Below are 15,306 nucleotides of genomic sequence, written 5' to 3' on the forward strand. Positions count from 1 at the left end.
AGCGTAAATTTAAAATCGGAGAAACCAGTTGGAATTTTTATACGAGTACGGTTTGTTTTTCGCCAAAACAGTTACCTTTGTTATTGCGATAGGAGTTATTTTAATGATGCTTGTTGGCGCTGCTGTGAAGCCAAAAGCAAAAAAGGGTGAAATACAAATTGATGATGTGTCGGCTCAGTTGAGTGAGCTTAAAGAGGATTTTTTACTAAATACATTAAGTAAAAAAGAACTTAAAGCGCACGATAAAGAGCGAAAAGCGCTCGACAAAAAGTCAGATAAAGAAGGCTCAAAACCTCGCCTTTATGTTGTTGATTTTATTGGCAGCATGGACGCACATGAAGTTGAAAGTTTAAGAGAAGAAATTACGGCAATTATTTCAATTGCAGACCCTAAAAAAGATAAAGTCCTCATTCGCTTAGAAAGTGGTGGTGGGGTAGTCCATGGCTATGGGCTTGCTGCATCGCAATTGCAACGCATTAAATCGGCAGGTATACCACTGAGTGTGTCAATCGATAAGGTAGCAGCGAGTGGTGGTTACATGATGGCTTGTGTAGCTGATGAAATATTGGCAGCGCCTTTCGCAATAGTTGGCTCAATTGGTGTGATAGCACAAATTCCAAATTTTAATAAAATCTTGAAAAAGAATGATGTTGAGTTTGAACAAATTACCGCAGGAGAATTCAAACGAACCTTGACCTTGTTTGGTGAAAACACAGACAAAGCGCGTGAAAAATTTAGAGATGAAATTGAACAAACTCATGATTTATTTAAAACGTTTGTCAGTTCACAGCGCCCAAGTTTAAATATAGACCAAGTTGCAACGGGTGAACATTGGTTTGCAACGCAAGCAATAGAAAAAGGATTAGTCGACGTAATTAAAACAAGCGACGACGCATTACTTGAACAGCAAAACGAACGTCAAATATACAAAATAAAATACAAAGTAAAAAAAGGACTAAGCGATAAATTTGCGCTTGGATTAAGTAGTGGCGTTAATAAAATAGGCATAAACTTGCTGTCTAAGTTTAAATCACTAAATCCTTAAGTACGGCATAAAGTGTTACGCATAAAAAACCCTGATAACTATCAGGGTTTTTTTATAGCTTTAAAACTGCATGGCCATTAGTCAATCGACTTATGGTAATCCTCTAAATCTTTTGCAGCCTTAGGGTCGTTAAATATAGTCTCATCTAACTCACCTTCGCTTTTAGCAACCGCGCAAGTAACCATACAGTCGCCTGTAACATTTACAGCAGTACGAGTCATATCTAATAGTCTGTCTACACCAATAATTATGGCGATACCTTCTACCGGTAAACCAACTTGGTTAAGCACCATTGCTAGCATAATTAAACCAACGCCTGGTACACCCGCCGTTCCTACAGACGCAAGCGTAGCTGTTAATATTACCATTAAGTAATCCGATACCGTTAAATCAACTGCAAAAACCTGTGCAATAAATACCGTAGCAACACCTTGCATGATTGCAGTGCCGTCCATGTTAATAGTTGCACCTAGCGGAATAGTAAATGATGCGACAGAATTACTAGCACCTAACTTTTTAGTTGCAGTTTCAAGTGTTATTGGCATGGTTGCACTAGAGCTTGATGTACTAAAGGCAAATAAACACGTGTGTTTCATTTTTGCTAAGAAAGTGGCAGGGTTTAAGCCGGTTAAGAGCTTTAATAATAAAGTGTAGTTTACAAAGGCATGAAACAATAGCGCTAATACAACAACACCAAAGTATTTAGCTAAACTTACAATCAAATTAAGTTCAATCGTAGTAAATAGTTTGGCCATTAAAAAGAACACACCGTAAGGCGCAATGTTCATTAGTAACGTTACTAACTTTAAGATAACGGTGTTTAAATCTTCAAAAACGGCTGCAACACGTTTACCTGCTGAGCCACTTAAAGCCATAGCAATACCAAATAATAATGCAAATACAATCACTTGTAACATGTTGCCTTTTGCCATTGCTTCAAACGGGTTGGTTGGGAACATATCAATAATAACACGAGCGAGGGTCGGAGCTTCCTTCGCATCGTAACTTGCTTGAGATGGCAAGCCTATGCCTTCACCCGGGTTAAATAATAAGGCTAGTGTCATAGCCACCGTTATAGCGATTGCAGTTGTAACCAAATACAAGCCAATCGATTTGCCACCTAGTCGGCCTAATTTTTTAGGGTCACTTAAGCTGCAGGTACCACATACCAAGGACACAAAAACAAGAGGGACAACGAGCATTTTTAGGCTAGCAATAAAAATTTGCCCACCCACATGAAAAATGCCGTCAACAAAAAAGGCTTTAATTGGCAAAGAGAATAATCCAAGAGGGATTAGATAATCGTCTTGACCAGCTAAGATTGCTTGAAATATAAAACCAACTGTAACACCAAGCACCATACCAATCATGATGCGAGTAGTTAAACTTAACGTACCGATTTTTGACATACACCGAATCTACTTTTTATAAATTTGCCATAGACTACCAGTAAGAAATTATTTACTACAGAAAAAATTAGTATTTACACGAAATATTTTTGTACAAAAAAGTAATAAAAAACTGTGATTTTAGACTAAGTTATAGGTTAATATGAGGTAAACAACATATTGTTAATAATAACAACGCTAGGGAGAGGTTCATGCCTTTAATGCGACTACTCGGCATTTTATTGCTCAGTTTATTACTCACAGCCTGTGGTGGCGGTGGATCAATTGAAAAAAGCGGTACAGTTGGTGACACTGATACGGACACAGATACAACAACTTATACGTTAACGCTACAAGGGTACTCTCAAGCAGACGCAACTAAATCAAATAGCGTGACGAATACTGCGTCATTAGATTTACGTGCAACCCTAAAAGACAATGATGGCGCTGTTGTTGCTGGTAAACGCATTACCTTTACGTTGGCTGACGATATAGGGGTTTTAAACCCTGATTCAGCCCTGACACAAAACGATGGCATAGCAACAATCGAGTTAAGTGCAGGCTCTGAGGCAGGCGCTGGTGAAGTTACTGCTACCTACAATGGTGATGATGAAACGTATACAGCCACGTTTGCATTTCAATCAACGGGTGGCCAAGGTGAGGACACGGGTGTGAGTGGCTCAACAACTTTAGAAGTCCAAATTGTTGACCAAAATGGTGATAAATTTACCAGTGCTAATCCAGTAACTGCGGATAACGTTGGTGTTGTTGTTGCTACACTAAAATCAGATGGTGTTGCTGTTGCGGATAAACTTATTTCTTTTAATACCAATTTTACGGGCGTTATAACGCCAGAGCTTGGCACTGCAATTACTGATGACTCAGGTGAAGCTCGCGTCACATTGGGCAGTGGTGTAGCAACGGGTGCAGGCCAAGTTGTAGCAAGTTACGCTCCAGCAAGTGGTACGAGCGTTAGCAACACAGCTGTCTTTTACTCATCGGGTGATGGTGCAGCGCAAGATGAAGCGCAATTTTCGGTATCTATCAAACTACTAACAGGCTGTAACGCTGATTGGGATGATAACCGCAGTAATGTTAAATTAGACCCTTTATCTGCAGCATCTGGTTGTACTGTGACCAACAGTATTTCATCTTCTGAATTGGGTGAGCTATTTGTAGAAGTCACTAATGAACAAAGTGGCGAAGGCAGTAAAAACGCACTCGTAAATATTGAAACGAATTTAGGTACAATTTTACCTTCATCGGGCACTGCTTTAACTGATAACTTTGGTATTGCATTATTGAAGTTGCAACCGGGCAATACTGGTGGCGCAGGAACCGTTAAAGCAACGGCTCTCGATGAAAGTGCATCTTTAAACTTTGCAGTGGGTATTGCAAATTTAACGCTTAGCGTTGATAACGGCTTGAACACCAATGATGACGGTAGCGTTATACCGCTTAAAGCCGGCGGTAGTACGGTAATAGAAGTAACGCTTACAGACGAAGATGGTAATTTATACTTAACGGCTACTGACGTTGAATTTAGCTCTACCTGTGCGATTGCTGGTGAGTCAGTCATTGATGACAGCGTAAAATCGTCAAATGGTATTGCTACAGCAACTTACAGAGCAACAGGGTGTAACATTGACGATGATGTAACTATCACTGTTGAAACAGGCGGACAAAACTTTACTGAATCAACGGTTATACCCGTGGAAAGTTCTGCAGTACAGTCTATTCAATTTGTGGATGTAAGCGAAACATTTATTGCGCTTCCACCAGGCGAAGGTGGCCTACCAACTCAATCAATCGTTACTTTTAAACTTTTAGATGCTGACAATATAGCGTCTTCTCAGCAACGAATTGACTTTAAACTAACAGATTCGGTAGGCGCTGCAAATTTAACGCTTACCAGTGGCAACACAGATAACGAAGGTTTGGTACAAACGACAGTAACGTCAGGTATTGTGCCTGGGCCTTTAGTTGTGAAAGCGTGTTATGTGTCTAAAGACGATGTTAAAGCACTTCCAGAGGGTGATGATTTAACGTGTTGGGTTGATGACTTCCAATTGTGCCAAACTGATCCTAGCAATGAAATTTGCCCAGAGGGTACATTAAACCTGATCCCACTTTCTGAGCAAATTAGTTCTGTTTCTGCTCAGCTTACACTTGCCTCGGGTGTAACTGACCAAAACAGCTTTGATTTAAGCCCAACAACATTTAACACTAACTCGCTTTACTACAACGGTATCATAACCGATTTAACTGTATTTTTTGGTGACCAGTTTAATAATTACAACGGTGACGGTGTTGAAGCCACAGTGCTTTCAGAAGCCGGTGTGGTTGGTTCTTCAAGCAACGAAGAAACATGTAAAACAACCGATGCAACCTGTGTTGTTACATGGCGCTCTCAAGGTGACCGCCCATTTGAAGATTACAAATGGGGCAACAGAATAGGCGATATCGACGGTAATGCGTCTACAACTGAGGGTATCAATCCTAAAACAGGCCAAATTAACTGTGACCCTTACTTTGGCGCAGCTGCACCGTGTATTAATGGTATTACCCGCGCTAAAAATGACGAAAATGGCGTAGTAATGGGCGGGCGCGTAAGTGTGCTTGCAGTTACTAAAGGTCAAGAGAATTTTGTTGATGAGCAATCAACTGATGATATAAAGCGTACGAATGGTTTATTTGATATTGGCGAGTACTACGCTAGCTACGATTTACCTGAAGCCTTTATTGATCACAACGAAAATAACAGCTTTGATAAAGCGGATTGTAGTGATGCACGCGGCGATGATTACGACCCTGTATCAGATGCGTGTTCAGAGTTAAACTCACGTGGTGGCCATAACGAAACGTGGCGTGACTTAGACAACGACGGTATCTACGATGCCGCTGACGGCCTATACAATGGGTTATTATGTAGCGAAGCTGCAAATGCTGCAGGCGAATGTTCACGTGAGTTGGTTGAGGTTCGTAAAAACATTGAGCTAGTTATGTCAGGCGATGAACCATTTGTACGTTTCTCTGTGGTTAAAACGGATGCATTACCAGCACCATTTGAAGTATTTGTTCCTGCAGATTGTTCAAGTTCAGTATCTGGTAACAGAACTTTTGTAGAGTTAGAAGAGTCCGATGTAACTGAGCGTTGTGATGTTGCTGCAATAGACCTTTCTGTTAACAATGTTGAAATCGCTAACCCAGATTTCGATCCTAATGACCCTGACGAAACAGACCCTGAAACACTTACCGTGGACATTGGTTTAACATCAATGGCTGTTCGTATTCACTACACAGATGAATTTGGTAATCCATTACCTGCAAACACGGTAGTGTCTTTAACAACGAGCAATGGCGATCTGTCAATTATTAGTCACAGTGAAACAATCCCTAATACCAACACAGATAAACCGATGTACTCGGATGTATTAATTTCACGAGAGACTGATGGTAACGACCAAACAAGTGGGGTTTTAAGTATTACTTTTGAATTTGAAAACCAACTAGGGGCCAGTAAAACGGTCTCGACAGGCATCACAATTTTCGATGATGTTTAAGTTATCGTAAAAAATGCCAACCTTTAGGTTGGCATTTTTCTTTGTGTTCTATATATTCCACAGCAATTATTCTAAAAACACCAGTTTGTCTAAATTAGCAACAAAAATTGTTCGTTTATTCAGTAAATACTGAAAAGTTTGTATTAAAAGCTTGTAACAACTAGTGTTTGTAGATATACCTATAAATATTCGCACCGCTAATGCGGTAAACACATTTTCAATATTTGGTTAGAAATAGGCAACTATGGGCAAATCGCTAGTAATTGTAGAGTCACCTGCTAAGGCTAAAACAATTAATAAATACTTAGGTAATGACTTTATCGTAAAGTCCAGTATTGGACATGTACGAGACTTACCTACCTCAGGTTCGAGCAAAGCAAAAGTGCCGGCAACTAAAACGCCAGCAGAAGTGCGTAAAATGCCACCGGATGAGAAAGCAGCTTATAAACAGCAACGAGATTACACAAATTTGGTTGCACGTATGGGGATTGATCCTGAAAAAGGCTGGCAGCCTCATTACGAAATCCTACCGGGTAAAGAAAAGGTTGTTCAAGAATTACAAAAGCTGGCCGAAAAAGCAGACCAAATATACCTCGCAACGGATTTGGATAGAGAAGGGGAAGCAATTGCTTGGCACCTTCAAGAAATCATCGGTGGCGAACCAGAAAAATACAAACGCGTTGTTTTTAACGAAATTACTAAAAATGCCATTCAGCAAGCGTTTGAAACACCGGGTGAGCTAAATACTGACATGGTATTTGCTCAGCAAACTCGTCGCTTTTTAGACCGTGTTGTGGGCTTTATGGTATCGCCGCTTCTATGGGCAAAAGTAGCGCGTGGTTTATCTGCAGGGCGAGTACAGTCAGTTGCAGTAAGATTACTCGTAGAGCGTGAGCGTGAAATAAAAGCGTTTATTCCAGAAGAGTTCTGGGATATTCATGCAGATGTTAAAAATAGCGAGTCTGACCTGCGTTTAGAAGTCACTAAACAAGCAGACAAGCCATTTAAACCTGTAAATGAAGCACAGATCAAAGAGGCGGTAAAAAGCCTTGAGAGTGCAGAATATAAAGTTGTTAATGTTGAAGAAAAACCGAGTAAAAGTCGCCCAAGTGCACCTTTAATCACATCAACAATGCAGCAAGCTGCCAGTACACGTTTAGGTTATGGTGTTAAAAAGACCATGATGCTAGCGCAGCGATTGTACGAAGGTGGTTATATTACTTATATGCGTACTGATTCAACAAACTTATCGAAAGATGCTGTTGAGATGTGTCGTGAATACGTTACAGAGCAGTTTGGCTCAAAATATCTGCCAAAAGAACCAATTAACTACAGCTCTAAAGGTAATGCACAGGAGGCACACGAAGCGATTCGTCCTTCTAGCGTTACTGTGCTGTCTGGACATCTTGAAGGTGTAGATGCCGATGCTAAAAAGCTTTACGAATTGATATGGCGTCAATTTGTAGCGTGCCAAATGGTACCTGCAGAGTACGATTTAACAACCTTAACTGTTGCGGCTAACGATTTTCAGCTTAAGGCAAAAGGGCGTGTGCTTCGTTTTGATGGTTGGACCAAAGTGCAACCAGCTGTTCGTAAGAAGAACGAAGAAGATCAATCACTCCCAGCTGTTGCAGTGGGCGAAACACTGACACTTGTTGAACTTGATCCTAAACAGCACTTCACTAAGCCACCAGCGCGTTTTAGTGAGGCAAGTTTAGTAAAAGAGTTAGAAAAACGAGGAATAGGTCGTCCATCTACTTATGCTTCTATCATTTCTACAATACAAGACCGTGGCTATGTGCGGGTAGAAAATCGTCGTTTCTTTGCTGAAAAAATGGGTGAAATTGTAACCGATCGTCTGGTTGAAAACTTTACCGATTTAATGAACTTTGATTTCACAGCAAAAATGGAAGGTCGTTTAGATGATATAGCAGAAGGTGAGCGTGTATGGACGCAAGTACTTGATAAGTTTTACGCTGATTTTTCAACACAATTAACCATTGCAAAAGACGAACCAGAACAAGGTGGCATGCGTCTTAATGAAATGGTTGAAACTGATATAGAGTGTCCTACCTGTAGCCGTAAAATGGGTATTCGCACGGCATCAACGGGTGTTTTCTTAGGGTGTACAGGTTATAACCTACCACCTAAAGAACGTTGTACTACTACTATGAATTTAGTGTCGGGCGATGAAGCGGTTGCCGCTGATGTTGAAGACGAAGAAACAGAAAAATTAATGCAAATGAAGCGCTGTCCCGTTTGTGAAACAGCGATGGATTCGTATTTAATCGATGAAACCCGCAAGTTACATGTATGTGGTAACAATCCAGCGTGTAAAGGGCATATTGTTGAGCAAGGCACGTTTAAGATTAAAGGCTATGACGGTCCAATTATTGAGTGTGATAAATGCGGCTCAGACATGGAACTTAAATCTGGACGTTTTGGTAAATACTTTGGCTGTAATAACGAAGAGTGTAAAAATACACGTAAGTTACTAAAAAATGGTGAAGCCGCTCCGCCTAAAGAAGATCCAGTTCATATTCCTGAATTAGAATGTGAAAAATCAGAAGCCTATTTTGTATTACGTGATGGTGCTGCAGGTATATTTTTAGCTGCAAATACATTCCCTAAATCGCGTGAAACTCGAGCACCTAAGGTTGAAGAGTTAAAACGATTTAGAGATCGTATATCCCCTAAATTCTACTATTTAGCGGACGCACCAGGTCAAGACCCAGATGGTAATCTTGCTGTTGTGCGCTACAGTCGTAAAAACAAAGCGCAGTATGTTATGACTGAGATAGACGGCAAAGCAACTGGTTGGACTGCTCATTATGAAGCAGGTAAGTGGGTAGAAGAAGCCAAGAAAAAAGCTGCACCTAAAAAGAAAGCTGCTGCTAAAAAAGCCCCTGCTAAAGCAAAACCTAAAGCAAAAGCAAAAAAAGATGAAGAGTAACTAAAGCGCGTTTTTAACACCTTATAGTTACAAAAAACCGGAATGCACAGCATGTGTCTATTCCGGTTTTTTTATGCTTGGTAATTGTGCTCGCAACGGCTTTTTGGCTGTTCAATTAGCTAAGCATAGCTAGCCTCAAAGGCAGGCTTAAAGCATACCTTTGAGTCAGGGTTAGATTTTTACAGAAGTTACTTTTTGATAGCCTTCTGATTCAAGCTCATCATTTACGCAATTTAAAACATACGCGTAAAGGTCTTCATTCATTACATCGTCGTCTTTAGCCCAGTTAACACACATCTCAGTGTACTCTTTTACCATTTGTGCTGATGCTACTGGTGTGTCGTCTGCTACTGAGTATGTTGCATATACTGCAAATAGTGACGCTGTAAGTGATGCAAGTAATGCTTTTTTCATTCGTTTATTCCTAAAAAATGGTTTTATAGCGGTGATTGTCGCTATTAAACAAACATGTCCAAGCAGAACGCTTCTGTTGGTATGCTGAATTTAATCGAATTTTAAATAAAAGATAACGAAATATATTTATCGTAAAGATAAGTTTATTTATGAGCCGTTTTTTTATAATTATTTGTATAACCTTAATTAATACGTTACTGTCGCCTTTTTTTAATTCATAGAATAATAAATGACACCTAACACTCCCGTTACACCCAAAAAAAACATTCAATCAACCAATAAAATAGAGCATGCATTGGAGTCGTTTATTTTTAAAGGACGTTGGTTGTTAGCGCCTTTTTTTGTTGGCCTTTTGTTTGCAGTTATTTTGTTATTAATAAAGTTTTTTAAACAACTTTATTTAATGGGGATCGCTACTTTTACCGCATCAAGCCAAGATTTACTAGTAGGCATATTGACGCTGGTTGATACAGCGTTACTTGCAGGCTTATTGTTAATTATTATATTTAGTGGATACGAAAACTTTGTTTCTAAACTAGGTATAGATAATCATGAAGATAAGCCATCTTGGATGGGTAAAGTGGGGTTTTCAGGGCTGAAAATGAAGCTTATCAGCGCAATCGTTGCAATATCGGCTGTTGAACTATTAAAAGTGTTTATAAATTCAGAGGCGCATTCAAACGACGAGCTATTATGGAAAGTAATAATCCACGTTACTTTTGTGATGTCTGGAGTGTTGTTTGCATTTACCGATTACCTCAATAGTAAAACCCATAACCATTAAATTTACCTACAAAAAAAGCCCATGTTATTACATGGGCTTTTTTGTAACTAATTAGCGGTTAGTATCATTTAGCACTTTGCGTAATAGCATGCAAAAGGCGCTAATAGTAATTGATCGTTCGTTACATGGCCTTTATGGTGGCTAAGCTCACTAAACTCTGTTAATACTTCAGTTGGCAGCGATAGCGATGCATCAGCGCTACTTAAATTAAAAACACACAACATTTTTTCATTTTCGAATGTTCTGTAAAAAGCAAGTACAGGCTCATGTGTGTTAATAAATTCAATATCGCCTTCAAGTAGCACGGTTTTTGTTTTTCGCCACGCCATAAATTCACGATAAGCATTTAAAATAGAACCATGATCATGTGTTTGCTGTTTTACTGATTGCTGCTTATGCTGCTCGTCTACAGGCAGCCATGGCTTAGTGTCACTAAAGCCTGCATGGTGTAGATCGGCATTATCCCATGGCATCGGCGTTCTACAGCCATCACGGCCTTTAAAGTTTGGCCAAAAGGTTATTCCATACGGGTCTTGCAAATCCTCAAAGGCTACGTTTGCTTCCCCTAGGCCTAATTCTTCACCCTGGTACATACATACGCTACCGCGCAAGGATGCGAGTAGGGCGGTGAGCATTTTACATTGCTGTGAATTAACTTCGCCATTTTGACTCCAACGGCTTGCTACACGTTCAACGTCGTGATTGCTAAACGCCCAACAAGGCCAGCCTTCTGTCATTCCTTTTTCAAGGGTTTGCACGGTTGTTCTTATATACTCACTTGAATAATCGTTAGTCAAAAGCTCAAAGCTATAACCCATATGCAGCTTATCACCGCCTTGTGTGTACTCTGCCATAGTGGCTAAAGAGTCCTCTGACGAAATTTCACCCAGTGATACAGTGCCTGGATATTTATTAAGTAACGCACGAATATCTTGCATAAACTCAATATTTTCAGGTTGGGTATTATTGTAATAGTGGTATTGAAATGCGTAAGGGTTGTCTTCACTGAAACCACGGCCTTGGCGTTTTTCTTTTGGTTTTGCAGGATTATCACGAAGCTGCGCATCATGATAACAAAAGTTAATGGCATCGAGTCTAAAACCATCAACGCCTTTTTTAAGCCAAAACTCAACGTTATCTAGCACTGCTTTTCTAACATCTGGGTTATGAAAATTTAAATCGGGTTGTTCAGTTAAAAAGTTATGAAGGTAGTATTGTCCTCTGCGTGGTTCCCATTGCCATGCACCGCCGCCAAAAATTGATAACCAGTTATTTGGTGCCGTGCCGTCTTCTTTAGAGTCAGCCCACACATACCAGTCGGCTTTGTCGTTACTTTGATTTTCACGGCTGTCTAAAAACCATTGATGTTGATCTGACGTGTGGCTTAACACCTGGTCGATAATAATTTTAATATCGCGGTCGTGTGCTTGATCAATAAGCTCGTCGAAGTCGTTTAAATTGCCAAATAAAGGGTCAATATCACGGTAGTCACTAATATCGTAACCAAAATCTTTCATAGGAGATTTAAAAAATGGCGAAATCCAAATAGCATCAACACCTAAGCTTTTAATATAATCAATACGATTAATTATTCCTCTTAAATCACCAATACCGTCGTTGTTGCTATCTTGAAAGCTACGCGGGTAAACTTGATAAATAACCGCACCTTTATACCACTGCTTTTGGGCCATGCTTTTCTCCGTCATTCCAAACAGTTTTTTAAATTCTTATATGTGATTATGGTAAATCACGTTATTTGCAAAAAGCATACGTGAAGGCCGAGATACTGTAAAAAGACTGCATACGTATGCACAAAAATAAGCATGTTTGAGTGACTTCAAAAAGCGTCTATTTAGTTTTAAGGAAGCGTTGCCATTAAATTGAATCTGTTTACCAATTGCATGTAATTAAAAAGTAACACGGCATAGCACCTCGCAAGTGCATATTTTTGCTGGATTGCACTGTAATAGTGATTGCATGAAATGGTCTTACCAATTTCACATTGATATTTATTAGTTAAATTTAGCCAATGGTGTATGGATCTAATTTATTTCTTAATAATTACAAGCTGTTAAAGCAGGTTTAAATCATTAGGCTATTTTGCATAATTGTAATATTCGGATAAAATTTGTTGCACCAATAAATGTCATTTAAAACAGTGTGTTACTAAGTTTTGTGTGAAGTTTATGTTAATTTATGTTGGTTTTATAAGGCTTGAATACGTATGCATAAACTTGTTAATAAAATAAACCAAGCGTTAATATCCATCCTGACAACAAAATAAGCTCCCCTCGGTTTACTATCACTAAACAATTGAGCGGGTATCACAATATGGGTAACGGGAAAACATCATGTCTATGTTCAAACCAAGTATATTAACTCTGGCGTTAGCTGCTGCTGGCATCACTAGTTTTGCAGCAACTGCAGCGGAAGAAAAACAATTAAAAAATGATGACGTAGAAGTTATCGAAGTTAAAGGTTTTCGTGGCAGTATTGTAGAATCAATCAACACTAAACGTTTTTCACCAGAAGTCGTTGAGTCTATCTCTGCAGAAGATATCGGTAAGTTACCTGATTCGTCGATTGCTGAGTCTATCGCTCGTTTACCTGGCTTAACAGCACAGCGCCTAGACGGTCGTGCAAGCCGAGTGAGTGTACGTGGCTTTAGCGAAAACGAGAGTGCCACTACATTTAATGGTCGTGAGCAAGTATCAATTGGTGATAACCGTGGCGTTGAGTTCGACCTTTACCCATCTGAAATAATGAGCGGCGTAACTGTTTATAAAACACCAAGTGCGAGTATCGAAGCTGAAGGCATCGCAGGTGTTATCGACATGCAAACCGTTAAACCTTTAAGTAAAGGTGAACGTGTAATCATGTTTAATGGTCAACTTGAGCAAACTGGTTTTGGTAAGCTTAATCCAGACGGTGATGATCAAGGTTACCGCGGTACGGTTTCATACATTGACCAATTCGCAGATGACACCATTGGCGTTGCGTTTGCTCTAAACACAATGAGTTCACCAAACCAAGAAAAGCGTTGGAACTCATGGGGTTACCCAGAGTTTACTACTGAAGATGGTCAATCATATTCTATTTTAGGTGGTGCAAAACCATACGTACGTTCTTCAACGCTTGAGCGTGATTCAGCAATGCTTGTATTAGAAGCTGCACCGACTGATAAATTAAATATGACGTTTGATGCGCTTTATATCGACTTTTCAGATGAACAAATTTTGCGCGGTATCGAAATTCCATTTGCATGGGGTCAAGGTTCAATTAGCTCAGATTCAACAACAGTTGATGCTGAAACTGGATTTATCACAAGTGCTGTGACAGAAGGTCAGCGTGTTGTTGTTCGTAACGATCATCAAGAACGAAAAGCTGAATTAACGCAGTTTGGTTTTAATGCAAAATACGATATTAACGACAGTTGGAGCACAGAGTTTGATATTAGCCGCTCTGAGGTTGAACGTCAGCTATGGAGCATTGAAAGTTATTCAGGCACAGGTCGAGGTGATGCTAATGGTGTTGCTGACAACATTGGTTATATGCTTGATGGTGGTAATACAGGTGCACAATTTTCTCATGAGCTAGATTACAGTGACTATAACCTAATTCAATTAGGTGGCCCGTTATCGTGGGGTGGAAGTAAAGCCCTTAATGACAAATATGGTTTAACTGACACACCATTTCAAAATACAGCACAAGATGGTTTCATCAATGCGCCAGAAGTGAATGATGAACTAACCACGTTAAAACTTGCTGCAACTAAAATTCTAGACAACGAATACGTTAATGCTTTTAAATTTGGTATGTCTTATCGTGACCGTGAAAAATCAAAGTTATCTGAAGGTTATTTTTTAACACTTAAAGATTTTTCTCTATCTAACCCAGGTATGGTTTCGGTTCCAGAGCAGTACCGTTTAGGTTCAGCTAGCTTAGACTTCATTGGTATGGGCGATATGATTGCCTACGATACTCGTGCCCTAATAAACGATGGTTACTATGATTTACTTCAAGAAAGCCTTACAGACCAAAAACATAAAACACAGTCGTGGACAGTCCAAGAAAAAGTAACTGCCTTCTTTGTTCAAGCTGATATTAACGCAGAAATTGGATCAATTCCGGTAACAGGTAATGTGGGCGTTCGCTATGTTAAAACTGAACAGTCTTCACAGGGTTCAGCTGCTAACACAGTAGACGGTCTTGTAGTTGTTACACCAACAGACGTAAGTCACGACTACAGCCACGTTTTACCAAGCATTAACTTGTCGTTTGCAATCGACGAAGAACAAACGTTACGTTTTGGTGCGGCTAAAACTATTTCACGCGCATTATTAAACGATATGAATGCGTCAATCAATGCATCATACGGGCAACAACCAGATGATAATGGTAACTTTTGGAGTATTTCAGGTGGTAACCCTAAACTAGAGCCAAAAGAAGCGACAGGCTTTGATATCAGCTACGAAAATTACTTTAATGCAGAAGGTTACTTCTCTGCAGCGGTTTTCTATAAAGATATCAACCAGTGGATATTTGATGGTACTTACGCAGTCGATATGTCTGGCGTAGCTAATCCTGCAACGGGTGAAATACCAGCAACTTCTTCAGGTACTGGTAATGGTAAAGTAAATGGCGGCGGCGGTGACCTATGGGGTTACGAGCTTTCTCTTGCGCTACCGTTTAACGTATTTCATTCTTCACTTGATGGTTTTGGTTTAATTGCAAGCCATACAGGAATTGAACAAGACGTTGAAGATCAAAATGGGAATGAGTATGAACTTGTTGGCCTATCTGACCAAATTGATAGCTTGACTGTTTACTACGAGCGTAATGGCTTCCAAGCGCGTACAAGTATGCGTAAACGTAGTGACTTTAAAGGTAATGTAAATGGATTAGGTCTTGCTGCAACTCAAGTTGACATTAAAGGTGAAACAATTTGGGATGCACAATTGGGCTTTGATTTTGGCGAAGCAGGTGTTGATAGCTTAGATGGCTTAAATGTAACCTTCCAAGTACAAAATATTACTGAAGAACCGTTTACCACTTTAAGTGGCGATAACGCGCTACAAGTACGTGACTACCAAGATTATGGTCGCACGTTCTTATTGGGCTTTAGTTACAAGCTATAATAAACGTTGTGTGTAGAAGCC

General features: G+C 39.8%; 8 protein-coding genes. 5 read left to right on the plus strand and 3 right to left on the minus strand.

The genetic code is table 11. The features are described from left to right. The first annotated feature begins 28 nt into the window (after positions 1-28). Complete coding sequence (gene sohB / locus MTP24_RS07305; RefSeq protein ID WP_243533460.1) at positions 29-1,045, plus strand: protease SohB; 1,017 nt, start codon at positions 29-31, stop codon at positions 1,043-1,045. Positions 1,046-1,122: 77 nt separating this feature from the next. On the opposite strand, the gene MTP24_RS07310 is transcribed toward sohB, so the two are convergent. Beyond that, the gene (locus MTP24_RS07310) at positions 1,123-2,454 is read right to left on the minus strand and encodes a dicarboxylate/amino acid:cation symporter (protein ID WP_243533462.1); all 1,332 of its coding nucleotides are present in this window, start codon (positions 2,452-2,454) and stop codon (positions 1,123-1,125) included. A gap of 191 nt (positions 2,455-2,645) precedes the next feature. On the opposite strand from MTP24_RS07310, the gene MTP24_RS07315 reads away from it, so the two are divergent. After that, the gene (locus tag MTP24_RS07315; RefSeq protein ID WP_243533464.1) at positions 2,646-5,996 is read left to right on the plus strand and encodes an invasin domain 3-containing protein; all 3,351 of its coding nucleotides are present in this window, start codon (positions 2,646-2,648) and stop codon (positions 5,994-5,996) included. A gap of 244 nt (positions 5,997-6,240) precedes the next feature. Continuing rightward, positions 6,241-8,949, plus strand: coding sequence for a type I DNA topoisomerase (gene topA, locus MTP24_RS07320; protein WP_039036869.1), 2,709 nt, complete (start codon positions 6,241-6,243; stop codon positions 8,947-8,949). 171 nt (positions 8,950-9,120) lie between these two features. Here topA and MTP24_RS07325 read toward each other — a convergent pair whose 3' ends face one another. Continuing rightward, positions 9,121-9,363, minus strand: coding sequence for a hypothetical protein (locus tag MTP24_RS07325; RefSeq protein WP_006792156.1), 243 nt, complete (start codon positions 9,361-9,363; stop codon positions 9,121-9,123). Positions 9,364-9,592: 229 nt separating this feature from the next. On the opposite strand from MTP24_RS07325, the gene MTP24_RS07330 reads away from it, so the two are divergent. Beyond that, entirely contained in the window at positions 9,593-10,147 is a 555-nt protein-coding gene (locus MTP24_RS07330; RefSeq protein WP_010557473.1) for a TIGR00645 family protein, read from the plus strand. A gap of 68 nt (positions 10,148-10,215) precedes the next feature. Here MTP24_RS07330 and MTP24_RS07335 read toward each other — a convergent pair whose 3' ends face one another. Further along, positions 10,216-11,838, minus strand: coding sequence for an alpha-glucosidase family protein (locus MTP24_RS07335; protein ID WP_243533466.1), 1,623 nt, complete (start codon positions 11,836-11,838; stop codon positions 10,216-10,218). Between the two features lie 660 nt (positions 11,839-12,498). Between MTP24_RS07335 and MTP24_RS07340 the strand changes: the two genes are divergently transcribed. After that, on the plus strand, positions 12,499-15,285 hold the full coding sequence (locus MTP24_RS07340; RefSeq protein ID WP_243533469.1) for a TonB-dependent receptor: 2,787 nt from the start codon (positions 12,499-12,501) through the stop codon (positions 15,283-15,285). The last annotated feature ends 21 nt before the right edge of the window (positions 15,286-15,306 follow it).

The sequence above is a fragment of the Pseudoalteromonas sp. APM04 genome (assembly GCF_022809815.1).
GTDB classification, from domain to species: Bacteria; Pseudomonadota; Gammaproteobacteria; order Enterobacterales; family Alteromonadaceae; genus Pseudoalteromonas; species Pseudoalteromonas marina.

Coding starts and splice junctions, on each gene's coding strand:
- MTP24_RS07310 (WP_243533462.1), bottom strand. CDS start 2,454: ATGTCAAAAATCGGTACGTTAAGTTTAACTACTCGCATCATGATTGGT.
- MTP24_RS07315 (WP_243533464.1), top strand. CDS start 2,646: ATGCCTTTAATGCGACTACTCGGCATTTTATTGCTCAGTTTATTACTC.
- topA (WP_039036869.1), top strand. CDS start 6,241: ATGGGCAAATCGCTAGTAATTGTAGAGTCACCTGCTAAGGCTAAAACA.
- MTP24_RS07325 (WP_006792156.1), bottom strand. CDS start 9,363: ATGAAAAAAGCATTACTTGCATCACTTACAGCGTCACTATTTGCAGTA.
- MTP24_RS07330 (WP_010557473.1), top strand. CDS start 9,593: ATGACACCTAACACTCCCGTTACACCCAAAAAAAACATTCAATCAACC.
- MTP24_RS07335 (WP_243533466.1), bottom strand. CDS start 11,838: ATGGCCCAAAAGCAGTGGTATAAAGGTGCGGTTATTTATCAAGTTTAC.
- MTP24_RS07340 (WP_243533469.1), top strand. CDS start 12,499: ATGTCTATGTTCAAACCAAGTATATTAACTCTGGCGTTAGCTGCTGCT.